We start from the raw sequence: 23,517 nt of genomic DNA, 5'->3' as shown, positions 1-23,517 counted from the left end.
GATCGCATTATGGGGCGGCGAGAATTGAAGCAGCTTTTTGAACTAGCGTTCGCAGTGGCCAATGGAAATTCCCGAAAAGCCCTCACTTCCCCTATCAACCGTACGCGCAGAAGGCGGGCCGCACGAACTTCGCGACCATAAGGACGACATCTTCTTCGCGGCGATCGAGACCACCCGTATGCCAATGCTGGTGACCGATCCGCGCCAGCACGACAATCCCATCGTGTTCGCAAACCGTGCCTTCCTGGCGATGTCAGGCTACTCGAGTGACGAGGTACTGAAGCGGAACTGCAGGTTTCTTCAAGGCCCTGCGACCGACAGAGAGTCTGTTTCGACGATCCGCGAGGCCATCAGGTCCCGCCGGCAGGTTCAGATCGAGATCCTCAATTACCGCAAGGATGGCACGACCTTTTGGAACGCGCTGTTCATCTCGCCAGTCTATGACCCACTCGGTAACCTGATCTACTTCTTTGCGTCCCAGCTCGATGTCAGCCGTCGCCGCGACGCCGAAGAGGCACTTGCACAAGCGCAGAAGATGGAGGCTCTGGGGCAACTCACAGGCGGAATCTCGCACGACTTCAACAACCTGCTTCAAGTCATGTCAGGTCATCTGGACATACTCGGGGTGAAGTTGGAAAAGGGCATGCTCGATGAGGGCACCATCCGTCGAGGAGTGGAGAACCTGCGTTCTGCAATCTCCAAAGCATCGACCCTGACACAGCAACTGCTGGCTTTTTCCAGACGTCAACGACTGCGCGGTAGAGTGGTAGGCATTAACGCGGTGGCACAAGGAATGTCCGAGTTGGCCGCGCGCACGCTGGGTGATTCAATCCACATCGAATTCGACCTGGCGCCCAACGCGGGAAATGTGGAGATCGACGTGACGCAGCTCGAGGTCGCTATCTTGAATGTGCTCGTCAACTCACGCGATGCAATGCCCGGCGGAGGGACGATCAAACTGCGTACACACCTCATGGAGGTGGCGCCTGGCAGTCCCACGGCATTCGAGGGACTGACGCCCGGTCCGTATGCTGCTGTCTGCATCTCCGATTCCGGCTTGGGAATAGATCCGGCGATCCTGCCTCGCGTGATGGATCCTTTCTTTACGACGAAAGACGAGGGGAAGGGTACAGGCCTCGGCCTGTCGATGGTTTATGGTTTCGTGAAGCAATCAGGCGGCGCCACAACGATCGAGTCAGAGGTCGGAAAAGGAACGACCATCTGCATGTACTTCCCGACGGTGAGCAGCGCGCTGACTGACGACTCGGAGTCCATCGTGAGGCCCAGCATTCGGGGTGGCAGCGAAGCCATCCTGATCGTTGAGGACCGCGAGGAAGTGGCCGTGGTGGCACAAGGCATGCTGGAAGGTCTTGGCTATTCGGTGTATGTCGCGCCCAACGCCAAGATGGCGCTGGACAAGCTTCGTGACCTCGGTCCCGACGCGATCGAGCTTCTTTTCAGCGACGTGATGATGCCCGGAGGAATGAACGGGTACATGCTGGCCAGGGAGGTGCAGCGGATATCTCCCGGCGTACGTGTGCTGCTGACTACAGGCTTTGACCGGGATCTGAGCGCTTACGAACCGGCCGCCAATGCCGAGTTTGAATTGCTCAAGAAGCCGTACCGCCTCGCTGACTTGGCGCGAAGAGTAAGGGACGTGCTGGATGGTCCGACGGGGACGATGGGGTAGATCCAAGGCCCATCGATAGCTTCACTCTCTCGCGATCGTGCTCGGTTTTTGACTTCGACTCGATCGAAGTCGGCCGCTCACGATCACTGAGGTCGAAGCCGGGGACGTGAGGTGCAGCATCGGCGTATCGGCGTATCGGCGCATCGGTTTTGAGGAACTGCGGCGCAACGCAGCCGCACTGACGCGTCAGTCCAACTACGCCTTCGTTAAGCGCTGACCATGGTCCTCAAGACCTTGACGGCGGCCTCGGGCTCTGGCTCTGGCTTGGCGCGCTTGTTGAGGTACGCAGCAGTCCCACGCGTCGATGTCTCTCATCCAAGGCTAAGAAAACTATGAAGGAAAACTTTGTAGTTTGGCTTTGTATCCGCTAGGATGTCCTCATGAATGAGCCAGCGAGCGGACCTGATCTGTACGCGCACACCCTCGCCGCGGAACTGCGCATGCTGGTGGCCAAGCTCAACCGGCGACTGCGTGAGCAGTCGCATGCCGGCGATCTCACGGGCTCCCAGAAGACCGTGCTGCTGCATCTCGAGCGCGAAGGTTCGGCCACAGTGACGACCCTTGCGCGCACGGTGGGCGTGCGTCCGCAGTCCATGGGCGCGACGGTGGCCGCGCTTCAGGGGGCGGGACTTGTCAGCGGCGCGCCCGACCCGGCCGATGGGCGCCAGACCATCTGGTCGGTCACACCGGTCTTTCGCAAATGGCTCAAGGACGCCCGCGCCGCGCGCGAGGACTGGCTGTTTCAGGTCATCCAAGCCAGGCTCGCCCCGCGTGAGCAGGAAGCACTCGCGGCATCCATCGAACTCTTCAAACGCCTCGCCGAAGATTGAAAGCGAACCCACCATGCCCGTCACCACCCTCGATCCTCGAACCGCCCTCATCGTCATCGACCTGCAAAAGGGCATCCTCGCGCTGCCCGTCGCGCATGCCACCGGCGAGATCGTGCAGCGCGCCCGCGCCCTGGCGTCTGCCTTTCGCCAACGTGCGCTGCCAGTGGTGCTCGTCAACGTGGCAGGCGGTGCCAAGGGCCGCACCCAGCAGCAGCGCCCCGGCGGCGAACTGCCCCCCGACTGGACCGAGTTGGCCGCCGAACTCGACCGCCAGCCCCAGGACCACCTGGTCACCAAGCACACGTGGGGTGCCTTCACGAACACGGGACTCGAATCGCACCTGAAGGCGCTGGGCGTCACGCAGGTCGTGATCGTCGGCATCGCCACCAGCATCGGTGTGGAGTCGACTGCACGCCAAGCCTACGAACTTGGTTTCAACGTCACGCTTGGCATCGACGCCATGACCGACATGAACGCCGACGCTCATGCCAACAGCATCACCCGTATCTTTCCGCGCCTGGGCGAGACCGGCACCACGCAGGAAATCATCGACCTGCTCGCTCGGTGAGCAGCAGCACATTCCGTTCGCTCAGGGGCTACAACTACCGCGTGTGGGCCAGCGGCGCGGCGGTGTCCAACGTGGGCACCTGGATGCAGCGCACCGCGCAGGACTGGATCGTGCTCACGCAGCTCACGCGCCACAACGCCACGGCGGTCGGTATCGTGATGGCGCTGCAGTTCGGCCCGCAGTTGTTGCTGCTGCCGCTCACGGGCTGGGCGGCCGACCATCTCGACCGGCGCAAGCTGCTCATGGTCACGCAGGCCACCATGGGCGCGTTGGCACTTGGGTTGGGTCTGCTGACACTCACCGGCCTCGTGCAGCTGTGGCACGTGTATGTGTTCGCGCTGCTCCTGGGGTGCGTGGCTGCCTTCGATGCGCCGGCACGCCAGACCTTCGTGTCGGAACTGGTCACCGAGATCGACCTGCAGAATGCGGTGGCGCTCAACTCCACGTCATTCAATGCCGCGCGCATGATCGGCCCGGCGGTTGCGGGCACGCTCATCGCCGCGGTCGGTACGGGCTGGGTCTTCGTGATCAACGCGGCCTCCTACGTGGCCGTGATCGGCGCGATGAAGATGCTGCGCGTGCACGAGCTTTACCTGCGCCAGCGCGCAGTGCGCACCCGCGGCAGTTTTCTTGAGGGCTTCCGCTACGTTTGGCGCCGCCCCGACCTGAAGGCCGTGCTGTTCATGCTCTTTCTGATCGGCACCTTCGGCCTGAACTTCCCGATCTTCATCTCCACGATGTCTGTCACCGTTTTCCATGCGGGCGCCCACCAGTACGGCCTGCTGTCTTCGATCATGGCCATCGGCTCAGTCGTCGGCGCACTGCTGGCCGCGCGGCGCGACAAGCCACGCATGGGCGTGCTCTTGGTAGGGGCGTCAGTTTTCGGCCTGGGCTGCGCACTCGCGGCGCTGATGCCCGGCTATTGGCTCTTCGGCATGGCGCTGATCGTGGTGGGTGTGGCCGCGCAAACGTTCACCACCACGGTCAACAGTTGGGTGCAACTGTCGACCGAGCCTGCCATGCGAGGGCGCGTGCTGGCGATCCTGCTGGCGATCGTGCTCGGTTGCACGCCGATGGGTGCGCCCCTGGTCGGTTGGGTGGCCGACACGTTCGGGGCGCGTTGGGCGATGGGTGTGGCAGCGCTGTCGGGGCTGGCCGCGGCCATCGTCGGGTTGCGCTACCTCTCGAGGTACCACCGGTCGTCGCAAGTGGTCACTTCCCGGGCGAAACCAGAACCATAGACTTGAGTGGGGGCAGTCCGCCCGGGCGCAATCAGCGAGCTCGCGGTGCACAGTCGCCGCATGGCTGTCGATGGCGTACCCCGGCAGCTGCATTGCGTCGTCGCCAGAGGTCCGGTTGAACGAGCAGCGGCCGGAGAAATTCGCCGCCAGGCCCTGCTTTCGCACGCAGATGCCGCACTCATTGTCACAACGAGTCGACGGTCCAGGACACCGAGGAAGAAATCCCTGCGGAGGGTGATGTGCAGGTGTGTGCTGACCGGGCGCGAAACCGTGCTCCACGCGGCGGCGGCGGACTTCGCCCACTCAATCACCGCCCCGCAGCGCATCGCCGGGCCCCGCGCATGAGACCGATTCCTCGGGCCCGGGCCCGAGCTCTGGTTCGGATTCGGATCCGGGTCAGCGAAGGGGCTCGCTTGAGGAGTTGATGCGGTCAGTGATGGGCTGCAAGTTGAGCGTTGGTGAGTGCTCATTTGCGCGGTCGGCTTTGCAGTCCGCAAGCCGCCGGTTGGATGCGGTCGTCTTCCTTGGCGTGTTGACGTGGCGGCTTCTGCCAGCCAAGCGGATGCAAAATGCGCGCTGAGCAGGGCAGCTTCCTAACACTTTACCCCTCCATTCCCCATTTTCTCAAGAATGAAAAGACTGTCTACCAGTGTCGAAGGCTTCGACAGGATCCTCAACGGCGGCTTGTTCGAGGGCGGCGTTTATATCCTCGAAGGGCCGCCTGGCGTCGGGAAGACCACGCTGGCCAATCAGATTGCCTACACGCTGGCCAGACGAGAGACTCGAACGCTCTACGTCACGATGTTGGCGGAATCTCATTCGCGCATGCTTCAGCACATGGGAGGACAGCTGTTTTTTGACCACCAGGAAGTCAATTCCAAAGTTTTCTACGTGAGCGGTTATCGGGAGCTGGAGCAGGGTGGGTTGAAATCGGTGGTCGCCCTGTTGCAAGGAGAACTGGCGCGCCATCGCGCGGGCTTGCTGGTCATCGACGGATTGGTTGTCGGCGGTCCGGTCTCCATGTCGGATGACTCGGTGAGACAGTTCGTCCATGAGCTGCAAAGCCTAGTTTCCGCGATGTCGTGTACTTGCCTTGTGCTGACAAGCGGCAATGGCAATGCCCTGAGCGCTGAGCAGACGATGGTCGACGGGATCTTCTCATTTGAGGACCACGCGTTCCACTGGCGCGCTGAGCGCCGCATGCAGGTGCGCAAATTCCGAGGCAGTCAGGTCATCCGCGGCAAACACACCTTCTGCATCTCCTCGAATGGACTGCAGTTCTTCCCACGGCTTGAAAGCTTGCCAGCGCCTTCGTCGACGGGAATGTTGGGGCCTGCTGCGTTGCCGTCGGGTGTGCCAGCGCTGGATGAAGTCCTACGGGCGGGTGGGCTTCTTTCCGGCAGCGCCTCTGTCGTCATTGGGCAAAGTGGCTCCGGTAAAACCACCCTGGCGTTAGCGTTCGCGGCCGCCTCCACTGCTCAGAATCCTGGATTGCTGCTGCCGTGCACCGAGTTGGCAGATGATTTGCGGCGCATGGGCGCAGAGTTGGGATTGGCGGTGGCGCAGGCGGCGGACTACGGGGCATTGACGGTTGAGCCGCTTGGTCACGAGGATGAGTCCATGGACGAGATGGGGCACAAGCTCTTGCGAATGGTCGATGAGCTCAAGATCCGCCGTTTGGCTGTCGATGGCTTGGCCGGGCTGGCGGACACGCTGGCGTTTTCCGAGCGTGGCTATCGCTTCCTAGGTCGCCTGCTGGCAGAGCTCAAGACCAGAGGAGTCACCTCGATTTTCACCGTCGATCCCGCCGCACTGGCGGTTGCCGCCAATACGCCCTTGGCGGAGGGCGTCGTCGGTTGGTTCGACAACGCTTTCGTTTTTCAATCACCATTCGATGGTGACGGGAACTCAAGCAAGCGCATTCTCTCCATCACGAAGATTCGTGGAGGTCATGCCTCGCGGACGACTGTTGATGTGCAACTACCCTTGCTCGATGCAAGCACGCATACGAGCAACTGAATGAAGGTCCGTCCCGATGAAGCTCATTTTGGTTGTCGAGGACGAGTATGGCAACGCGCAAATTCTTCGTCTCTTGCTGGAGACGGAGGGTTATCGCGTGGCCTCCGCTTCGAACGGCAAGGCAGCGCTTGAACTGCTTTCGGGCGAAGCACCCGCCTTGATCATCTCGGACTTCATGATGCCGATCATGAACGGCGGCGAGTTCGGCGAAGCGGTGCGCCGGGATCCGGTGCTTTGCCGAATTCCGTTCATCATGATGAGCGCTACTAACGAAGACGTCGTTCGAAAAATCTTTCGCGGCTACGACGCCTTCTTGGTCAAGCCTTTCGAAATCGACCCCCTCTTGTCACTCGTTCAACGTCTGGTGACCAATGGCCGTCCTCCCCAACCCAGCAGTGAAGAGATCAGCGAGTCAATGAGGCAGCTCATGCGGGGCTTGAAGCTCCCCGGTCGCGACGAGTAAGCCGCACAGGCAAGTCCCTCACAGACTGGCACCGCTGCGTAGCGCGCGGTGCTTCAGCATGATGTGTCCCATGGGTCGGGGATCCGCTGCGCTGCGCTAGCTCGACAGCGCCATCGTGGATGCGCCAGCTGCCAGCTCGTTGACTGTGATCGCCATCTCGGTTACCTCGAGGGGGCCGTAGTTGGAGAGGAACGCGACATCAGCCGCATCGCGTCCATAGGCCAATACGATTCGACCGCCTCGAGGTTCCGCCTGCGTCGCGTCAAATGTGTACCACCGCCCGCCAACGAAAGCCTCGAACCAGGCGTGCATGTCCATCGGCTCAAGTTGATGCAGGTAGCCGACCACCAAGCGGGCAGGAATGCGCAAGGCACGGCACAGCCCGATGGCCACATGCGAGAAATCGCGACAGACGCCGGCGCCATCTGAGAGCGTGTCGAGTGCATCGGTAGATCCGTCGCTCACTCCATACCGGTACTCCAGGTGCTCATGGATCCAGCGTCGAATGGCTTCGACCTGGGCGTAGCCGGATTTGGTGTCCCCGGCGATCTGGAGCGCACGGTCCTCCATCTTGTCAGAGGGGCAGTAGCGGCTTTGAAGCAAATATTGGAGTGTGTCCGAGGGCAGGTCGCGCACCGCCACCGCCTCGGCATCAGGCGCAACGGCAATCGCGGCTTCGGCTTCCATGATCATCTCGACCTCTATGCACATGTCGCCTTTCGGTACAGTCAAGCGCTGACACAGGTTGCCGAACACGTCGACGTACTCCGTGGTTGTGACCCACGGGTGAAGTTCGTAGCGTTCGCTGACCATCCACTGTGCGTCGCCACTGCGCGGACGAAGCATTGCGACGACAGGGCAGTCGCTACTCACTCTCACTCTCATTTTGCATGTGGCGTGAAGTCGCATATTTCTTTCTCGGTAGAGATTGGATGAGGAAGCGACCGCCCGAAATCTGGCTTCTGGTGCAACCCTTGCACATCGCCGATGCTGTCGGTTGCGGCCGAGTTATTGGGTTGCTATCAACGTTTGCGCCCGGAAAGTTTGCACATGTTGGTTATAAACCGTGCGCGGTTCTCAAGGTACGTGTTCCCGGAGCAAGAGTTGTGCCCTTCCAGGGAGAACCTTCGCTGATCCGATGGTCGCCAAGGGCTGATGCGACGTGGGTGGGTGCCGACCGAGGATTTCTCTCACTCGAGACGATGGAAATGCATGGGTGCGAGACAGACGTGCACCAGTCACAGATCAAGACCCATCGGAGATCTACTGGCGGTCCACTGCTCGAGCGTACCTCAAGGGGTTGAGGCCTTCTCCAGCATGGGAAGTCATTTGACTTTGAAAAATCAATGCAAAAAGAGGAGGGCAGAAAGTCGAGGTCTTTTTGCCTTCGCCTCTCGCCAGACTCCAAGATGCCAGAGCTTACATCCCGATCAAGCTCGCCATCGCGCGTGCAATTGGGCTATCAAAGCGCATCTTGCCTTCGACTGCGGCAAAGCAGATGCAGTCGGCCCCGTTGGTGACGGTCGGGCAATGATGGATGCTGTGATCCGCGGCATCAAAGTCACCTGCGCCGAATACCTCACGCCCATCGGCAAAAGCGCCATGAAGCACCTGGGTGAGCTCGGTGCCGTTGTGGGTATGAAAAGGCAGGCTGCGTCCTGAGCCGATGCGTAACAAGAAAAGCTTCGCATCCGGGTCCGAAGGAAGGCGAAGTCGGCTCCACCGCATGCCAGGAGCGAGAAACCTCCAGGGGGTTGAGGTGCAGGCCTCGAGCGCGCGAGGCCACGCCATGCCGGCGGGCAAGGAAGGACGCTCGCCCCGATCGAAGGTGCGTGATGCTGCTGTTGGGCGAGCCTGTACCGGCCGATCGATCGTCGCGAGTGTCCGTGCCAGCGCTTGCGGCGAAAGAGATGCAGGCGGCAGGTCCTCAAGCGTGATCCCGCCGACCGCTTCAAAGAGTCCAAGGCGCTCCTGGCATCGCGTGCAGGTTTCGATGTGAGTGCGAACTACGAGGGTCGCGCCGATAGAGAGCGTTCCTGCGGCGAGTGATAGCAATAGGTCGTCAGCAGGGTGATGGCGAATCATTGTTGCATTCCTTCAAGCAACTCGCGCAGACGCGCAAGCGCCCTTCGAATGCGCGACTTCACAGTGCCCAAAGGAAGCCCAAGCTCTTGCGCGATCTCTGGATGGGGATGATCTTTGAAAAAGGACAGGCTCAGCAGGCGCTTTTGCTCGGGAGAAAGCTGAGACATGGCCAGTCGGATGCGTGCCGCATTCTGGTCAGTCCACACACCGTCTTCCAAAGCAGGACCCGGGTCAACCAACTGCGCCGCCAGATCCTCTTCGTCCGGCACCAAGGGCACGCTGTCTCGGCGCAAAGAATCCACCCGAAGGTTTCTTGCGATCGCGAAGATCCATGTGGACAATGCCGCTCGCTTCGGGTCGAAGAGCTTGGCCTTTCGCCAAAGGCTCACCATCGTTTCCTGCGCCAGTTCCTCGGCCGACGTTTCCGAAGAGCCACAAAGCATCATGTAAGACTTGACCCTCGGTGCAAAATGTTTGAAGAGCGCCGCGAAAGCCTGTCGATTGTTGGTAGCCGCAACTGCCGCCACCCACTCATTGAGTTGTTCACTGGTTGGCACTGCACTTCGTCGCTGCGTTTTGGGTACGCTAGACAGCCAGGGAAGCTTGGACACCCCCGGGCCGGGTTCGGGCACTACGACTTCTTGAACGGCGCTCATGCCCCCTGTACGCCCCTTGGGCTCGTTTGGATCATAAGAGGGCCAAGATCGGAGGTGAAAATTGTAACAATCGACTGGGCGGGCCCGTTTCCCGTGACGCCGACTGCTCTCAACGTCTCGGGGTAAGCGCAGTTCAGCGCCAGCGCTGCTGCGTGCGGCATCAACGGCAAGACAGCCGTGACTTTGCGGCGGTGCGCCGAGCGCGTGTCGCGCTGGCATGGATGCCGGCTCCGCTATCGCGAGGCAGCGACTGCCTAGAACGCCGTTGCAACCGAGGTTGAGTGTCGCTGGGAATCTGGGAAGATTTGGCGTTGCGCCCCTGGCGGCTCTCTGCTTGGAATCCCTCAATGTCGTCTCTTCAAGCCCCTTCTGACGCACTGCTGCAGGCGTTGTTGCTCCATGGCGGATGCGCCGTGTGCTGTTACGACGCCCAGAATCGCATCACTGGTTGGAATGCTCTCTATACAGAGTTTTTTCCGGAAGTCGCCTCCTGGATTCAGGTGGGAACGACGTTCGAGGAAACGTTGGAGGCATTTCTGCGGCTACAGCATCCAGCGTCGACGCCTGAGCAGATGGTCCAGGCGACGAAAAATGGCATGTTCAGGCACTTGAACGACCATGGGCCCATCCAATATCAGCGAGCTGACGGCCGATGGCTCGAGCTTCGCATGTTCTCGCTGCCAGAGGGTGGACGCTTCAAGATCTGGAGAGACATCAGTACTCAAATCGCGCCAGGCACGGATAGCGAGCTGTTGCATCGACTCATTGCGGCAGTCAACGTGGGCATCACGGTCCATGATGCCCATGGAGGCCTGCGCTATGTGAACACGAGATTTTTCTCGGAACACTTTCTTAGTCTTATTCGAGGTCTTCCGGCAATTGAACGGAGAGTTACCCAAGGGAGTTACTGGAAGAAGTTTCACGAGATATTCGAGCGCGACGCTGAGTTCGAAATACTGTGCCTGAGTGAAGTTGAAGGTCCGCTGCATCACCCGGTGACACTTCAGGCTCGGTCAGGTCGCTTCTATCGTATCCAAGAACAATGGTGGGAAGATGAACTGGTCAGCATCTGGACTGATGTGACCGACGTGATTTCTCGGAAGAGAGCGCTGCAGCAGGCGCACTCTGAGCTTTCAGCGCTAAATCGCCAGTTGGTCGAACTGTCGGAAACGGATTCGCTGACAGGTTTGGCCAATAGAAGACGATTTGGAGTACAGCTCGAACGTGCTCAGCAAGCAGTCGTCGAAGGTGCGCATGCGGCTGTCGCAATATTCGACCTTGACTTTTTCAAGGCCGTCAACGATCGCTATGGGCATGATGCAGGAGATGTCGTATTGGTCGAAGCCGCAAAAATGCTCCAGGTTCATCAAGGTGACGACATCTGTGTCGCCAGACTTGGTGGCGAGGAGTTCGGAATGGTGTTTCGCGGCATGGAGGTTGCCGATGTGCTCGCGGTTTGCGAGGACCTGCGTCGCGCGTTCTCTCAAGGCCATTTTAGGATCGGAGCGCAGCGTTTGCGTGTCACCGTCTCGGTTGGGGTCGCGCCATTGACTGAATCTCGGAATCAGTCCGTTTCGTTGAAAAAGGCAGATGATTCGCTATGGAAAGCAAAGTCGGCCGGTCGCGACTGTGTCATGTTTGAGTTGAGCTGGCCTCATGTCCGTGACGGAGTCGACGATCTCCAAGTCATCACGGATATCCTGGCCGATGATGAGCCTCTCAGTCCGGAAGCCTTGCGTGAGAAGTACGCTTTGCCGGTCAATCAGCATCCTGTATTCACTCGGCCCCATTGGCAAGACGCCGTGCGGCGCCGAGAAACCGTAGACGACTATTGGGGATGGGTCAGCTACGAGATTGAAGCGCGAAGCCAAGACCAGTGAGTTGCGTCCAACGATGCCCCACGTTGTGTTGGTAGGATCGGAAGACGCGATCTATCGATCCTTGTTCGGGCGCTTTGACTGGATGCGGCTGGTCTCATTAGCTTGACGATTAGATGGCTCTGGAATCCACGGATTAAACATCGGGCGCTGGACGCAGCTGCTCGCTCGTCGAGCTGGCAAGTCCAGTCGGCGAGTGCAATTTTGGCTGAGTGCCATGCGCGTAGTTTGTGGCCGGCAGGGAACTCCTGAGGCGCTACGGCCTTGCAACCGCTGCAGGCGTCTCCGGCCAGCGCTGCGGCACACGGCGGAGGCTGGCCACGGAATAGCCCAGTTCCTTCAGACGCGCCACCGCATTCTGGTAGGTCGTCTCGGAGATTTGCGGCGTGCGCGCCATGATCCAAGCGTAGTCGCGGTCGCTGCGACCTATGATGGCCAGTTGGTAGTTGCTGTCGATGTCGACGATCACGTATTCGGCCTTGATCGGCCAGACGAACTGCATGCCCCAGACCGCATTGTTGGTCCCGGGCACTACAGTGGCAATCGGGTACATCGTCTTGAGCTTGCCGTCGAAGGCGCCTTCGCGATAGCGGAACCGAGTGGCGATCCTGCCGTCGGCCTGCAGCGTATACGACTCGACCGCGTTGAATGCGTTGCGCTCGGGGCGCGTGGGGATGTTCCCGATGACATACCAATCGCCAACGAAGCGCTGCAGGTCGACCTGCGACACCGGCCGGATCTTGACATTCGGTGACACAGCGCAGCTGGCAACGAATAGCGTCGTGAGCAGGGCTGCGGCAAGCAGGACGGTCGGCTTGACCAGCCGCGGAGACAGGCGCTGCATAGGGGCGGCTCCGGAAGTTTGGTGCAAGGTACGGGTCGGTGCGCGCTGGATACGTCGGACGGCGCCCCGCGGCTTTGCAAGTCCGCTCAGCGCATTGGCCTGGCACGTTCCATCAACCTGGGGCGAATCCCGTGTCCTGCCCCGCCGAGGTTGTCGGGAGGGGCGGCCTTCCAGAAGATGAGGCCAGTACCAGAAGCTGTCTAGCGGGTAAGGCGGCTCGCGCAGGAGGCTTGGCGCACGGCCATCGATTAGCCCGACGATAAGGCGCTCGACCTGCGCACGTGCCCCCTCAGCTCGACTGGTGACGAGGCATCGGCTGTCCGCGTGAGTCATCACTGTATGCCGCCCCGTTAGGGGTCAGCCGTGGCCCTCGATGCCGCGAAGCTGACATGGATGAAAGATAGTTCGCGACATGGCCAATCAAATGGCGCAGACTGCTATGCCCAACGCGACCAATACCAGTTGCGTTTAACGAAAGAAAGCCTCTTATGGTCACAGTCGCGTTATTCGTTCGCCTGGAAGCGAAGCCCGGGAAGGAGAAAGACGTCGAAGATTTTCTCGTGGGTGGCCGTCCTCTCGTCATGCAAGAGCCCGCCACTACCGCTTGGTTTGGCATTCGCCTTGGGCCAACAACCTTCGGAATTTTCGACGCCTTTCCGGATGAAGCAGGCCGCCAAGCCCATCTTTCCGGCAAGGTTGCGGCGGCTTTGATGGCACAGGCAGGTGAGCTGTTCTCCGAGCCGCCGTCCATTCAGAATGTAGACGTGCTGGCGGCAAAGTTACCCGGCTGAATATTCTCCAAATCGATGGCCGAGAGACCTTCGCTGCGCACCACACGCTGAAGCCGTCGTGCATAGAAATGTTGAGATGGCCCGCGTATCGGCGAGAAAATGGCCGTGGTGGGCGTTCCCGCCTCTCAGCGCGTGGACTACGTGCGCACGCAGTTGCTCTGCGCCGGAGCGTACCTGCACCGGCTTTGCGCACAGTCACAGCGCGTCGATGCGGATCATCGCAGGACGCCCATGGTGGTGACAAGGATAAGTCACGGTCAAGCCGGCCATTCTTCACTGCAAGACGTGGAACTTTGAGGTTGCGAACGATCGCTGCATGGTCGCCCTGTAGCAGCGCGGTATGGAGGAGGCAGGAGCTGATTACCAGCCTGCTCGTGCAAAAAGACGAACTTTGACTACAGATTGGGTGTTCTGTAGCGACTAAAAGCGTCTCCATGCCTACGCCAAAAGCAAAAATCGATAGGGTGCAGCGGTTGTCCGCTGAAGAGCGTCTGAGCCAACCCACGCCTGAGGAATGGCTGCAGCGGCTGGACGAGACTTGGCTTCGTCCAGGGCTCTTGGTGCGGCCGAGCGATTTCGCCCCCGCTGCGGCCGCACGCGATTCTTCCGTGAGAGGCGTCAGTCGTCCATCCTCTGAGCGGAAAGCCTGAGGACGGGTCCCCAGGTGCCCGCTTGCTCTACAGTTCCGAGACGAGACGTACGTCCTGCGCTGGGTCCTGATGAAGTATCAGCGCCCAAGTCAACTTGAACCCTCGTAGTGCTTTCTCGGGGAGCGAGCTCGCTTCAAGGTGTGCTTGCGAAAACTGTCGCTGCTGCACGAGCTCGTCAGCGAGAAGGGTTGGATGCGGATGCGCCTTGATCAAAGCGCGTAAAGCGGCGGTCAGCGCGATCTCCGTTCCAAGAACGTTGGCCGCTGACGCGTTTTCTGTTGCCTCTTCCGGTGTGGTCATTGTGTGCCTCCCTTGCGGGTTCCGTGTTGAGGAACTTCGACTCTACTGCAAGAGGGGGCCCACGTGCTGAACACCCCAGGGCCCGGCGCATCTTCTTGCTTCTGAGCTGACGGAGACAGTCTGGTCTGTGGTACCCACTCGCGCAGTGATGCCGAAGGTGAGACCGCCACATGCGAGATGAGCAGCCGATCTTGCACGGCGCGCGTCGACATGAATTTCATGCTGCGCATGCACTTGTTGGTCGTGATCCGTGATGCTGCGAGGGCAGCCATGGGTGCCGTGCGACATCCCATGTCGCAGGTGACCCGCGACCTTCGCACGGGAACGCCGAAGCTGCGGGGCAATGTCAAGGGGCGCGAGATCGAACGCTCTACGCTGTCTTCGTCTCGCCAGCTCTTGAATGCTCGCGTTCCGGGGCTCTGGACTTGCACACACCCTCTTTTGACCGCGTTACGCGGGCGATGCGCGAGTACTTTTGAAGGATCGGCTTACAGGGTCGAGATGAGCCTTGCCGTTGCGGTGGTTCGATTCGCCCCCGACTGCGGACTCATGCTTTCGGGGAGGTTGCTGCGCTGGACGGGCTGGCTGGCAAGGGCAGCTTCTCATCTCGCGCGCATGCGGAGTTAGATATGTCTTTTGCTTGAACGATCAGCTCACGCACGACCGACGCGGCCGCCTTTCCGATGACGTCATGTTGGTCGGCGTCAAGATGAATTCCGTCGATGTCGCTACGGCCCGTGATGGGGTTCAGATCGAAGAAGTGAACAGATTTCGCCGCCGCCATCTCCTCCAACGCCGCGGCGAAGCCGTTGCTTCGCTCGACCGCACCTTCGAACTTTTTCTCGTTGGCGCCCTTTGGCTGGATGATCTCCGGCGGCGCGACGACCAGGATGCGAGGCTGCGGCATGCCGGGTTCCAACGGGGCATGGCGTACGATTTCAACCAGCTTTCCGACGCCGGAGGCGGCTGCCCAGGCCTTGATGCCGAAGGGGGCCTGGAAGTCGTTGGTTCCCAACTGAATGATCACCAACTCCAGCGGGGAGCACATCTCGATAACCTCGCCGAGACCTGCCGCGCCATTTCGCCCCGGGCGAAATGGATCGTCCCAGATCGTTTTCCGGCCGGGAAGGCAGTTCTCGACGACTCGGATCTCCCGCAAACCGGCGCTGTGAAGTGCGGCTTCCAGAACACCCGGCCACCGTTGATCGAAGGCGTAACGTTCGCGGGTGCCGGGGACCATGCCCCAACTCATGCTGTCCCCGTACACAAGGATTTGCTTCATGGCCTGACCGTTTCTGTCAAAGGGGATGTTGCTTCACGAGCATGGGCGCCCAGTCCATCAGGACGTGCATTCGTCGCGCAGCAGCACGCTTGCCAACGCCGCCGAGTACACCTTGGACTCGAGACTGTCCGTGCGGCTGGTGAGGACCACAGGCTTTTTCGTTCCCAGCACGACACCGGCACAAGACGCACCAGCCATGTAAACGAGCGACTTGTAGAGGGCGTTGCCAGCTTCGAGGTTTGGCATCAGAAGAATGTCTGCTCTGCCAGCGACGGATGAGTCGATGCCCTTGGCGCTCGCAGATGCCATGGACACCGCGTTGTCGAAGGCAAGCGGACCATCCACAGCCGCATCGATGATCTGACCACGCTGCGCCATCTTCGCGATGGCTGCGGCATCGAGCGTGCTCGGAGCACCCGGTAAGACCGATTCGGTGAAGGAGACAACAGCCGCTCTTGGCCGGACAACGCCGAGCGCTCTTGCCAAATGAATGGCATGTTCAAGAATTTCCACCTTCTCGCCCAAGGTCGGTGCCACGTTCACGACGCAGTCGGAGATGATCAGCGGTGATGAGCGGCCAGGCACTTGCAGCACGAAGGCATGAGAAATGCGCCGCTGCGTGCGCAGCCCGTCGATACGCGCGATCACCGCGCGCATCAGTGCATCGGTGTGGAGTGAGCCCTTCATCAACATGTCGAGGGTTCCGGCGGCGGCATGCTTGCACGCTTTCTGAGCAGCCGACGCAGCGTCGGCGCCGGTGTCGATCAACTCAAATCGCTCCAGATCGATGCCTTCGCGCGCCCCGAGCTCGAGCAGACGATCGCGCGGGCCGAACAAGCTCACATCAGCGATGTCTTCATCGGTCAGCCGATCGCCTGTCCTGAGCGCGGCTGCGTCGCAGGGAAACACCATGGCGATCTTCCGCCGGCCGCATTGACGGGCGGTCGCGAGCAGGCCGTCGAGAAAAGTGCTGCTGCTTTGCCCGGCGACGCAGGCAGGCGATGAGTTGGGGGCGGTCATAGAGTGCGATGTTGAAGGGGGCTGGGCGTGCCGGTCAGGCGACGGGTTCCTGTGCGGAGGTGGCCGGCAGTGCGCTCGAATGACGCAGCCGTGTCTTTGTCAAGGCGCCGGCTGTCTCCAGGATCGGGTACGCGATGGAGCAGATGAGGGAGTTGATGCGCTTGAGATCGCTGATGAGATCGAGGTGCAGTGAGCTTGTCTCGATGCTTTGGCTCGTCTGCATCTGGAGACGTGCAAGATGGTTGGCGGCATACGCGTGTTCCAGCTCGCGGAACCGGGCCTTCTCCTCAAGCAGTGCTCTCGCATCGTGCACCTGGCCGTCCAGGAAAACGCTCATCGCCAGCCTCAGGTTGGCGATCAATCGCGAGTGCAGATCCGCGATTTCTCCCATCCCGGCATCCGAGAAGCGGCTGGCCTTGCGGATCTGCTTGTCCTCGAGGTCTTGGATCACATGCTCGATGAGGTCACCAACCTGTTCCATGTGGATGGTGAACGAGACAATGTTCGACCAGCGGCGTCCTTCTTTCTCCGGCAACGCATCGCGAGGGATCTGCGTGAGGTAAAACTTGATCGACGAGCAGATTTCGTCGACGCGGTCGTCCATCTTGCGCAACTGCTCGGCCAGCGTGAGGTCGGCGTTGCGAAGCACCGGGAGAATGCCGGTGAGCATGGCTTCAACCAGATCCGCTTGGTGCAGGGCCTCGCGAGCCGCACAGCTGATCGCGAGGGAAGGGGTCGCCAGGGCGCCAGGATCGAGATGTCGCGGGCGGATCTCGCCGAGCGGCGCGGCAGGGGTGGGCAGCAGCGTTTCGACAACCTTCGCCATCGGTCCCGTCAGTCCGATCAGAAGCACGGCCCGCGTGAGGTTGAACCCCAGGTGAAAGGCAATCACCTGGGTATGCAAGCTCGAGAAGTTCTGTTGCAGCAGATGTTCGATCTGGGGGAGCATGACCACGGCCAGGGCGCATCCGAGCAGCTTGAACAGCAGGCTGCCGAGCGGAAGCCGCATGCGGATCGCACGTGGTCCCGAACTGGTGAGTAGCGCCAGAATTCCGCTGCCGATGTTTGCGCCCAACACGAGGCACATTGCCATCGGCATCGGCAGAACGCCCGAAGCCGTCAATGTCGCGGTCAGGAGCACAAAAGCGAGACTTGAGTAGGTCGCCATCGTCAACAAGGCGCCGACGACGATCTCCAGAAGCACATCGTCGGGCAGCGCGAGCACCAAGCTGCGGAACGTTGCAGAGGCGAGCAGGGGCTGGGTCGCGCTGACGATCAGTTGCAGCCCGAGCGTGATCAGCCCGAAGCCAATCAGCACATGGCCCACGCGGGCGCGCGGTCGCTTGTCTGAGCCGGTGACGAGCACGACCCCCGCGAGCACGAGCAGCGGTGAAAGCCAGGACAGGTCGAAGGAGAAGACCACCGCCATCAGGCTGGTGCCCACCTCCGCGCCGAGCATCACGGCCAATCCGGCGGGCAGGCCGACCAGGCCGCTGCCGACGAACGATGAAATGAGTACCGCGGTGGCCGTGCTCGACTGGACGATGCCTGTCACCGTCACGCCCGCGAACATCGCCAGGAAGCGATTTTTCAGGCTGCGCGAGAGAACATCGCGCAGGTTGGCGCCAAAGAGTTGAATGACGCCGGTGCGCACGATCCCCGTGCCCCACACGAGCAGAGCGATCGCAGCGAGAAGGTTGAGCAAGTGGATCATCGAGGTGACACGACGCAGGGCGTCGGGCCGGCGAGAGGCGCAGTGAAGGAGGCCGCGATTGTGGGTTTCGGTGGGCCTCAGGATCAATCGACCATTGCTCACACGCCAGGTGAGTTTTTATGCAGATCAACGGATGTATGCTTTTTGATCGTCTTCCTCAGTTCCGATGCATGCCATGCGAGCCCTTCCTCCGCTGAATTCCATCAAGGCCTTCGACGCGGCCGCGCGCCACCTCAGCTTCACGAAGGCCGGGGATGAGCTGTGCGTAACGCATGGCGCGATCAGCCGGCAGATTCAGGTGCTCGAACAATGGCTGGGCACTGCTTTGTTCCTGCGGCTACCGCGTGGGCTGCAGCTCACGGCAGATGGCATGCGCTTTCACACCGAGGTCAATGCCATGCTGAACAGCCTGGCCTCCGTGGCTGACCAGATCCGACGGCCGCAGACGACCCGCATCATCCGCGTGCAGTCTCTGCCGACGTTCACCATGCGTTGGCTCATACCCAGGTTGCCGGATTTCCAGAGAAGGTATCCCGATGTCGAGATCCGGCTGTCGATTGCGGCCGACGCCATGCCGCCGCGCGTCAACGACTTCGAAGTGTTCCTGACCGGAGGCCCGGAAAGCCATCATGGCTTTCGTTCGGGGCGATTCCTCGATGAGCAACGGATCGCCGTCGCGGCGCCGGAGTTGTTGCTGCGTTCACCGATCCAGCAGCCCAGTGACCTGAAGCAGCATGTACTGCTTCACACCAGCAGCCTGCCGGCGCTTTGGTCCAACTGGTTTTCGGCCGTGGGCAGCCAGACGATCCAATGCCGCAGCGAACTGACCTTCGAGCACCTTTACCTGTCCATCCAGGCCGCCGTCAACGCCGTGGGCGTTGCCATCGGTCCGACGGCCTTGGTGGCCGATGACATCAACGAAGGGCGGCTGCAGTACGTCATGCCGCAGTACGCGCTGCCGGCCAGGAGCTACTTTTGGTACTGCCCGGAGCGAACCAAGGGTGACGCCGCGGTGGAGGCCTTCTGTGCCTGGCTCGTGGATGTCGGCAACACGGGCCCAGTGGTTGCGAGCTAGCTGGAACCAGGTCGGGTCCAGGGGCGAGTTCAGAAAAACTCACAGGCCTGTCTCAACTTAAATCGATTGATACCAGACGGCTCCGAAAAATAGCATCGCTCGTTTCATACACCTGAGAACAAGGAGCGAGCATGGCTTTGGAGCTTGAAGATATTCGGGCGTTATTCGACGCGTACGGCTCACGGGCATACGGCAAGGAAGCAGTCACGCAACTGGAGCACGCACTGCAGACGGCCCATCTGGGCGAATCCGAAGGCGCCGAGCAGGAACTGATCGTCGCGGCATTCCTGCACGACCTGGGGCATCTGATCGGGTTGAGCAAGCACCATGAAGAAGGGGCGCCGAGTTCGGACGACGGATCGCCTTTTGGAACGGGTGACGACCTGCATCAGTACGTGGCGCTGCCGTTCTTGCGCCCCGTTCTCCCAAGCGCAGTGGTCGATCCCATCGGTCTGCACGTCGAGGCCAAGCGCTGTCTGTGCGCGATCGATCCGACATACCGCGCGAAGCTAAGCCCGCTGTCCATTCACACGCTGAAACTGCAGGGCGGCATCTACACGAAGGAGGAGGCAGATGCCTTCCAGCATCGCCCCTTCGCCCTCGACGCCATGCGGCTGCGCCGCTGGGATGACGCGGCCAAGGTGCCCGGCGTCAAGACGCCGCCGTTCGAGCACTACTTTTCCATGCTCTCGCAAATCTACGCGCAGCACCGCGAAACGCGCGCGGCGCACTGAACAAAAACCAAAAAGCAAGCTCGCGCGAGCGCGCGAGTGCAGGAGACAAGATGTTTCATCAATTGACGATGCCGATCGGCGGCGCACTGCTGCCCACCTTCATCGTGGCGGCACTTCCGATCACGACCGTGCTGCTGATGCTCGGCGTGCTACGGCGACCTGGCTGGCAGGCGGGTCTTGCGGGCCTGGGCGTAGGTCTGGCGGTTGCGGTCTACGGCTGGCAGTTTCCAGTCGGCATGGCCTTCAACGCCGTGGCCCTCGGCGCAGTGTTGGCGGTGTGGCCCGTGATGTGGGTCGTGGTCGCGGCGATCTTTTTGTTCAACATGACCATACGAGCGGGACGGCTCGACGCCTTTCGTGTTTGGGTGCTGGACAACGTGCCCAACGATCGACGGGTTGTGCTCCTGGTGGTGGGTTTCCTCTTCGGCTCGCTCTTGGAGGCCGTGGCGGGGACTGGTACACCCATCGCCATCACGTCCGCTTTGCTCGTCACGCTCGGCTTTCCGGTGCTCGATGCGCTGGTATTCATGCTGATCTTCGACACGGTTCCGGTCGCGTTCGGCGCCATGGGCCTGCCGATCACGGTTCTGGCTGCCGTCACCGGGCTGCCTGCCGCGGAGCTGGGCCAGATGGCAGGGCGCCAGCTCCCCTTTTTCGCTTTCCTGCTGCCCTTCTATGTGCTGACGATCTACAGCGGCGTGAAAGGCTTGCGCGCCGTCTGGCCGCTTGCACTCGTGGCGGGGGGAAGCTTCGCGATCACCCAATTCCTTGCCGCCAACTTCTTGAGCTATGCGATCTGTGACGTGCTGGCCGCGATCGTGGCGATCGTGGTGACGATGACTTTCCTGCGCTACTGGAAGCCGGCACCCGATGCTCACTACCATGTCAACATCGACCGGGCGAGCATTGCCCGAACGAGTGTGACAGGTCGGCAAAGCTGGTATCCGTGGCTGATCGTTGCAGTGATTGCCGTGGGATGGACCGTCGCGAATCTCGGAAAAATCGGGGAAGTCTCGATCCCCTGGCCCGGGCTCGACAAGGCGGTGTACATCACTGTCTACCAGAAGGCGTATCCGGCGGTGTGGAGCTTCCAGCCGCTGACGACCGGTACGGCGGTGCTGGTTGCTGCGTTGGTCTCCGCAGTCGTCATGCGCTTGTCAGTCAAGGACTTCTTCGGCGCTGCGAAGGACACCTTGCGGCAAACAGCGGTGCCCGTGGCCACCGTCGCCATGATCATCGGTCTGGCCTACCTGATGAACTATTCCGGGATGACGTACAGCCTGGGCCTGGGCATCGTGGCGGTGGGTCCATGGTTCCCCTTCGTGTCGGCCTTCCTTGGGTGGATCGCGGTGTTCCTTACCGGCAGCGATACCTCCGGCAATGCCCTGTTCGGCAATATGCAGGTGGTGGCGGCGAACCAGCTGGGGCTCAGCCCCACGCTGATGGCAGCCACGAACTCGACCGGGGGCGTCTTTGGCAAGATGATCTCCCCGCAGAGCATCGCGTGCGGTGTTGCAACCACGGGGATGCATGGCAAAGAGGGGGCCATCGTCGCGCGCACGTTCAAGCACAGCATCTTCCTGACCCTTTTGCTGGGCGTATTGGTGTGGCTGCAACAAAACCATCTTCACTGGATGATCCCTGGTCACTGACTCCCCGCACGACGACGTGATGCGTCTGGTGCTGCCCCGCCTCGCTTGCGGAGCTCGGGTAGCATCGCCGCATGCTGCGCGCGTCCCACACCGATCCTCCCCTGGCTGGCATTCGAGGGGCGCGCGTGCTCACGCCCGAAGGCTTGGCGCCGGCCTCCTTCGCTGTGGACGAAACGCTGCTGCACAGGGCTGCGTCGTCCGATGCGTTCCTGGATGCGGGCGACCTGCTCGTCCTGCCTGGCATCGTTGACATCCATGGCGACGCATTCGAGCGGGCACTCAGGCCCCGGGCAGGAGTTCGAGTGCCGCACGCGACGGCACTCACGGATGTGGACGCCCAGCTGCTGGCCAACGGCATCACGACGGCCTATCACGGCGTGACCATTTCGTGGGAAGGCGGGCTGCGCGGCTTGGCTGTTGCCGAGCAAATGCTTCACGCCTTGCAGGAGCGCGGCGTTCGATGGGGCGCCGACCACCGATTTCACTTGCGACTGGAAGCCAGATTCGTGGAGGGTTGGGCTGCCGCAAGTCGATGGATCGAAGCTGGCCATGTTCACTTCCTGTCCATCAATGACCATTGGCCGCAGCTGGCGGCCAAGCTGGACGATCCCGTGCATCTCGCCCGGTACGCGGAGCGCGCGGAATGCGATGTGCAGACCTTTGTTCAGCGCGTTGAGGCGGCCAGTCAGACAGTGCCCGAGGCGCCGGGGTTGGCACAGCTCGTGGCACAGGCCAGGCGAGCCGGGCTGAGCGTCGCGTCGCATGACGATCCGGATGCGGCGCAGCGGCGACGTCTGAGCCTCTGGGGCTGCAATGTGGCCGAGTTTCCGCTGAGCGAGGATGCTGCGAGAGAAGCGAGGGTGGCGGGTGACCTCATCGTGTTCGGCGCGCCGAATGTGCTGCGCGGTGGCAGTCACGTGGGCGCGCCACGAGCCGAGGACATGGTCCGCAAGGGCTTGTGCGATGTGCTGACGTCAGACTACTACTATCCGTCGCCCCTGCTCGCCGCATTCGACCTCGCGCGCCGAGAGGTGCTTTCGTTCCCCGAGGCGTGGAGCATGGTCTCACACCATGCCGCCACGGCGGTGGGGTTGACGGACCGCGGGCGCTTGGAGACAGGGCAGCGGGCAGATTTTCTGCTGGTGGATGACGCAGTTCCCGGGCAGCCGCGTGTCGTCGCGAGCGTGGTGGCGGGAGCGTTGCGCTTCGCGCTGCGTGCCTTCGAAAGCGGCACGCCCCGCTGAACAACCCTACTTGCCGCCCGTCACATCGAGGAAGGTGCCGGTGACAAAGGAGGCTTCGGCGCTGGCCAGCCACAAGATCGCTCGTGCCACTTCTTCTGGCTGGCCGCCTCGGCCCATCGGGATCGAGTCCTTGACACGATCCACTCTGCCGGGCTCGCCGCCACTGGCATGCATCTGTGTGTAGATATGTCCCGGGCGAACGCAGTTGACGCGGATGCCCTCGCGTGCGACCTCCTTGGCGAACCCGGTCGTGAAGGTTTCGAGCGCGCCCTTCGATGCGGCGTAGTCGACATATTCGTTGGGGCTGCCAAGTCGCGCGGCTGCCGACGAGACATTGATCACCGATCCCCCTCGCGCGTTGTGGCGGCTGGACATGCGCTTGATGGCTTGTTGTGCGCAAAGGATCGGGCCGATGGCGTTGACCGCAAAGATGCGGTGCATCCGCTCGAAGTCGAGATCTTCCAGGCGACACTGCCTTTGCAAGATGGCGGCGTTGTTCACGAGCACATCGAGGCGTCCAAATGTCCGGTCGAGCTCCGCGAACAGACGAGCGACTTGCGCGGGATCTGCGCTGTCAGCTCGCACCGCCAACCCCTGCCGGCCCGCGGCTCGCACGTCCGCGATGACGGTATCGGCAGCCGATTCGTCTGACAGATAGCTGATCACCACGTCATAGCCTTGCGCGGCTGCCAGACGCGCTGTGGCCGCACCGACGCCGCGGCTGCCGCCTGTGACCAAGATGACGGGTGCCTGAGAAGCATTTTCCATGGGGTGAAGTTCCA

At 61.4% G+C, this 23,517-nt stretch carries 21 protein-coding genes; 12 read left to right on the top strand and 9 right to left on the bottom strand.

What is annotated here, in order from left to right:
* Nucleotides 1–61 precede the first annotated feature (61 nt).
* The 6 genes from AC07RV_RS17870 to AC07RV_RS17845 all read left to right on the top strand — a co-directional run bounded on the left by AC07RV_RS17870 (nucleotide 62) and on the right by AC07RV_RS17845 (nucleotide 6,811).
* Nucleotides 62–1,690 (top strand): histidine kinase famiy protein, encoded by a 1,629-nt coding sequence (locus AC07RV_RS17870; protein ID WP_208507301.1) that lies wholly within the window; start codon nucleotides 62–64, stop codon nucleotides 1,688–1,690.
* 380 nt (nucleotides 1,691–2,070) lie between these two features.
* Nucleotides 2,071–2,520 carry a MarR family winged helix-turn-helix transcriptional regulator gene (locus AC07RV_RS17865; protein ID WP_208507302.1) on the top strand — a complete coding sequence of 150 codons (450 nt, stop codon included), beginning with the start codon at nucleotides 2,071–2,073 and terminating at the stop codon, nucleotides 2,518–2,520.
* 13 nt (nucleotides 2,521–2,533) lie between these two features.
* Nucleotides 2,534–3,088, top strand: coding sequence for an isochorismatase family protein (locus AC07RV_RS17860; protein ID WP_208507303.1), 555 nt, complete (start codon nucleotides 2,534–2,536; stop codon nucleotides 3,086–3,088).
* Nucleotides 3,085–4,329: an MFS transporter gene (locus AC07RV_RS17855; RefSeq protein ID WP_208507304.1), complete on the top strand. Its 1,245-nt coding sequence runs from the start codon at nucleotides 3,085–3,087 to the stop codon at nucleotides 4,327–4,329. The genes AC07RV_RS17860 and AC07RV_RS17855 overlap by 4 nt, the downstream gene beginning before the upstream one ends.
* Nucleotides 4,330–4,959: 630 nt before the next feature.
* Nucleotides 4,960–6,348 carry an RAD55 family ATPase gene (locus tag AC07RV_RS17850; RefSeq protein ID WP_492713816.1) on the top strand — a complete coding sequence of 463 codons (1,389 nt, stop codon included), beginning with the start codon at nucleotides 4,960–4,962 and terminating at the stop codon, nucleotides 6,346–6,348.
* A 16-nt stretch (nucleotides 6,349–6,364) separates the two neighbouring features.
* On the top strand, nucleotides 6,365–6,811 hold the full coding sequence (locus tag AC07RV_RS17845) for a response regulator (protein ID WP_208507306.1): 447 nt from the start codon (nucleotides 6,365–6,367) through the stop codon (nucleotides 6,809–6,811).
* Nucleotides 6,812–6,907: 96 nt separating this feature from the next.
* Here AC07RV_RS17845 and AC07RV_RS17840 read toward each other — a convergent pair whose 3' ends face one another.
* From AC07RV_RS17840 to AC07RV_RS17830, 3 genes are all read right to left on the bottom strand, one after another.
* The gene (locus AC07RV_RS17840) at nucleotides 6,908–7,696 is read right to left on the bottom strand and encodes a transglutaminase domain-containing protein (protein ID WP_492713975.1); all 789 of its coding nucleotides are present in this window, start codon (nucleotides 7,694–7,696) and stop codon (nucleotides 6,908–6,910) included.
* Nucleotides 7,697–8,230: 534 nt separating this feature from the next.
* Nucleotides 8,231–8,896 (bottom strand): ChrR family anti-sigma-E factor, encoded by a 666-nt coding sequence (locus AC07RV_RS17835; protein ID WP_208507308.1) that lies wholly within the window; start codon nucleotides 8,894–8,896, stop codon nucleotides 8,231–8,233.
* Nucleotides 8,893–9,552, bottom strand: a complete 660-nt coding sequence (locus AC07RV_RS17830) for a sigma-70 family RNA polymerase sigma factor (RefSeq protein ID WP_208507309.1) — start codon at nucleotides 9,550–9,552, stop codon at nucleotides 8,893–8,895. The genes AC07RV_RS17835 and AC07RV_RS17830 overlap by 4 nt, the downstream gene beginning before the upstream one ends.
* Before the next feature lie 347 nt (nucleotides 9,553–9,899).
* Between AC07RV_RS17830 and AC07RV_RS17825 the strand changes: the two genes are divergently transcribed.
* A complete protein-coding gene (locus tag AC07RV_RS17825; protein ID WP_493196322.1) occupies nucleotides 9,900–11,432 on the top strand; it encodes a sensor domain-containing diguanylate cyclase in 1,533 nt (510 codons plus the stop codon).
* 253 nt (nucleotides 11,433–11,685) lie between these two features.
* Here AC07RV_RS17825 and AC07RV_RS17820 read toward each other — a convergent pair whose 3' ends face one another.
* Nucleotides 11,686–12,273 (bottom strand): lipocalin family protein, encoded by a 588-nt coding sequence (locus AC07RV_RS17820; protein WP_208507311.1) that lies wholly within the window; start codon nucleotides 12,271–12,273, stop codon nucleotides 11,686–11,688.
* A 488-nt stretch (nucleotides 12,274–12,761) separates the two neighbouring features.
* Between AC07RV_RS17820 and AC07RV_RS17815 the strand changes: the two genes are divergently transcribed.
* Nucleotides 12,762–13,064 carry a putative quinol monooxygenase gene (locus AC07RV_RS17815; RefSeq protein WP_208507312.1) on the top strand — a complete coding sequence of 101 codons (303 nt, stop codon included), beginning with the start codon at nucleotides 12,762–12,764 and terminating at the stop codon, nucleotides 13,062–13,064.
* 677 nt (nucleotides 13,065–13,741) lie between these two features.
* Here the strand turns inward: AC07RV_RS17815 and AC07RV_RS17810 are convergent.
* The 4 genes from AC07RV_RS17810 to AC07RV_RS17795 form a co-directional block, all read right to left on the bottom strand.
* On the bottom strand, nucleotides 13,742–14,014 hold the full coding sequence (locus AC07RV_RS17810) for a hypothetical protein (protein ID WP_492713812.1): 273 nt from the start codon (nucleotides 14,012–14,014) through the stop codon (nucleotides 13,742–13,744).
* Nucleotides 14,015–14,561: 547 nt separating this feature from the next.
* Nucleotides 14,562–15,296: an SGNH/GDSL hydrolase family protein gene (locus AC07RV_RS17805; RefSeq protein ID WP_208507314.1), complete on the bottom strand. Its 735-nt coding sequence runs from the start codon at nucleotides 15,294–15,296 to the stop codon at nucleotides 14,562–14,564.
* A 57-nt stretch (nucleotides 15,297–15,353) separates the two neighbouring features.
* On the bottom strand, nucleotides 15,354–16,316 hold the full coding sequence (locus tag AC07RV_RS17800; RefSeq protein WP_208507315.1) for a bifunctional enoyl-CoA hydratase/phosphate acetyltransferase: 963 nt from the start codon (nucleotides 16,314–16,316) through the stop codon (nucleotides 15,354–15,356).
* Nucleotides 16,317–16,350: 34 nt separating this feature from the next.
* A complete protein-coding gene (locus tag AC07RV_RS17795) occupies nucleotides 16,351–18,030 on the bottom strand; it encodes a Na/Pi cotransporter family protein (RefSeq protein ID WP_208507316.1) in 1,680 nt (559 codons plus the stop codon).
* 175 nt (nucleotides 18,031–18,205) lie between these two features.
* Here AC07RV_RS17795 and gcvA point away from each other — a divergent pair, with 175 nt between their 5' ends.
* From gcvA to AC07RV_RS17775, 4 genes are all read left to right on the top strand, one after another.
* On the top strand, nucleotides 18,206–19,105 hold the full coding sequence (gene gcvA, locus AC07RV_RS17790; protein ID WP_208507317.1) for a transcriptional regulator GcvA: 900 nt from the start codon (nucleotides 18,206–18,208) through the stop codon (nucleotides 19,103–19,105).
* A 131-nt stretch (nucleotides 19,106–19,236) separates the two neighbouring features.
* Nucleotides 19,237–19,839 carry an HD domain-containing protein gene (locus AC07RV_RS17785; RefSeq protein ID WP_203208355.1) on the top strand — a complete coding sequence of 201 codons (603 nt, stop codon included), beginning with the start codon at nucleotides 19,237–19,239 and terminating at the stop codon, nucleotides 19,837–19,839.
* Between the two features lie 50 nt (nucleotides 19,840–19,889).
* On the top strand, nucleotides 19,890–21,491 hold the full coding sequence (locus AC07RV_RS17780; protein WP_203208356.1) for an L-lactate permease: 1,602 nt from the start codon (nucleotides 19,890–19,892) through the stop codon (nucleotides 21,489–21,491).
* 71 nt (nucleotides 21,492–21,562) lie between these two features.
* A complete protein-coding gene (locus tag AC07RV_RS17775) occupies nucleotides 21,563–22,735 on the top strand; it encodes an alpha-D-ribose 1-methylphosphonate 5-triphosphate diphosphatase (protein ID WP_492713808.1) in 1,173 nt (390 codons plus the stop codon).
* A gap of 6 nt (nucleotides 22,736–22,741) precedes the next feature.
* On the opposite strand, the gene AC07RV_RS17770 is transcribed toward AC07RV_RS17775, so the two are convergent.
* The gene (locus tag AC07RV_RS17770; RefSeq protein WP_208507320.1) at nucleotides 22,742–23,503 is read right to left on the bottom strand and encodes a glucose 1-dehydrogenase; all 762 of its coding nucleotides are present in this window, start codon (nucleotides 23,501–23,503) and stop codon (nucleotides 22,742–22,744) included.
* Nucleotides 23,504–23,517: the final 14 nt, after the last annotated feature.

It is taken from the genome of Variovorax sp. GW821-FHT09B01, assembly GCF_059418345.1.
The sequence above is the reverse complement of the archived record's forward strand: the minus strand, read 5'-3'. Positions and strand labels throughout refer to the sequence as shown.

Coding starts and splice junctions, on each gene's coding strand:
- AC07RV_RS17785 (WP_203208355.1), top strand. CDS start 19,237: ATGGCTTTGGAGCTTGAAGATATTCGGGCGTTATTCGACGCGTACGGC.
- AC07RV_RS17860 (WP_208507303.1), top strand. CDS start 2,534: ATGCCCGTCACCACCCTCGATCCTCGAACCGCCCTCATCGTCATCGAC.
- AC07RV_RS17795 (WP_208507316.1), bottom strand. CDS start 18,030: ATGATCCACTTGCTCAACCTTCTCGCTGCGATCGCTCTGCTCGTGTGG.
- AC07RV_RS17835 (WP_208507308.1), bottom strand. CDS start 8,896: ATGATTCGCCATCACCCTGCTGACGACCTATTGCTATCACTCGCCGCA.
- gcvA (WP_208507317.1), top strand. CDS start 18,206: ATGCGAGCCCTTCCTCCGCTGAATTCCATCAAGGCCTTCGACGCGGCC.
- AC07RV_RS17850 (WP_492713816.1), top strand. CDS start 4,960: ATGAAAAGACTGTCTACCAGTGTCGAAGGCTTCGACAGGATCCTCAAC.
- AC07RV_RS17870 (WP_208507301.1), top strand. CDS start 62: ATGGAAATTCCCGAAAAGCCCTCACTTCCCCTATCAACCGTACGCGCA.
- AC07RV_RS17865 (WP_208507302.1), top strand. CDS start 2,071: ATGAATGAGCCAGCGAGCGGACCTGATCTGTACGCGCACACCCTCGCC.
- AC07RV_RS17770 (WP_208507320.1), bottom strand. CDS start 23,503: ATGGAAAATGCTTCTCAGGCACCCGTCATCTTGGTCACAGGCGGCAGC.
- AC07RV_RS17815 (WP_208507312.1), top strand. CDS start 12,762: ATGGTCACAGTCGCGTTATTCGTTCGCCTGGAAGCGAAGCCCGGGAAG.
- AC07RV_RS17820 (WP_208507311.1), bottom strand. CDS start 12,273: ATGCAGCGCCTGTCTCCGCGGCTGGTCAAGCCGACCGTCCTGCTTGCC.
- AC07RV_RS17800 (WP_208507315.1), bottom strand. CDS start 16,316: ATGACCGCCCCCAACTCATCGCCTGCCTGCGTCGCCGGGCAAAGCAGC.
- AC07RV_RS17780 (WP_203208356.1), top strand. CDS start 19,890: ATGTTTCATCAATTGACGATGCCGATCGGCGGCGCACTGCTGCCCACC.
- AC07RV_RS17805 (WP_208507314.1), bottom strand. CDS start 15,296: ATGAAGCAAATCCTTGTGTACGGGGACAGCATGAGTTGGGGCATGGTC.
- AC07RV_RS17845 (WP_208507306.1), top strand. CDS start 6,365: ATGAAGCTCATTTTGGTTGTCGAGGACGAGTATGGCAACGCGCAAATT.
- AC07RV_RS17825 (WP_493196322.1), top strand. CDS start 9,900: ATGTCGTCTCTTCAAGCCCCTTCTGACGCACTGCTGCAGGCGTTGTTG.
- AC07RV_RS17840 (WP_492713975.1), bottom strand. CDS start 7,696: ATGAGAGTGAGAGTGAGTAGCGACTGCCCTGTCGTCGCAATGCTTCGT.
- AC07RV_RS17810 (WP_492713812.1), bottom strand. CDS start 14,014: ATGACCACACCGGAAGAGGCAACAGAAAACGCGTCAGCGGCCAACGTT.
- AC07RV_RS17830 (WP_208507309.1), bottom strand. CDS start 9,552: ATGAGCGCCGTTCAAGAAGTCGTAGTGCCCGAACCCGGCCCGGGGGTG.
- AC07RV_RS17775 (WP_492713808.1), top strand. CDS start 21,563: ATGCTGCGCGCGTCCCACACCGATCCTCCCCTGGCTGGCATTCGAGGG.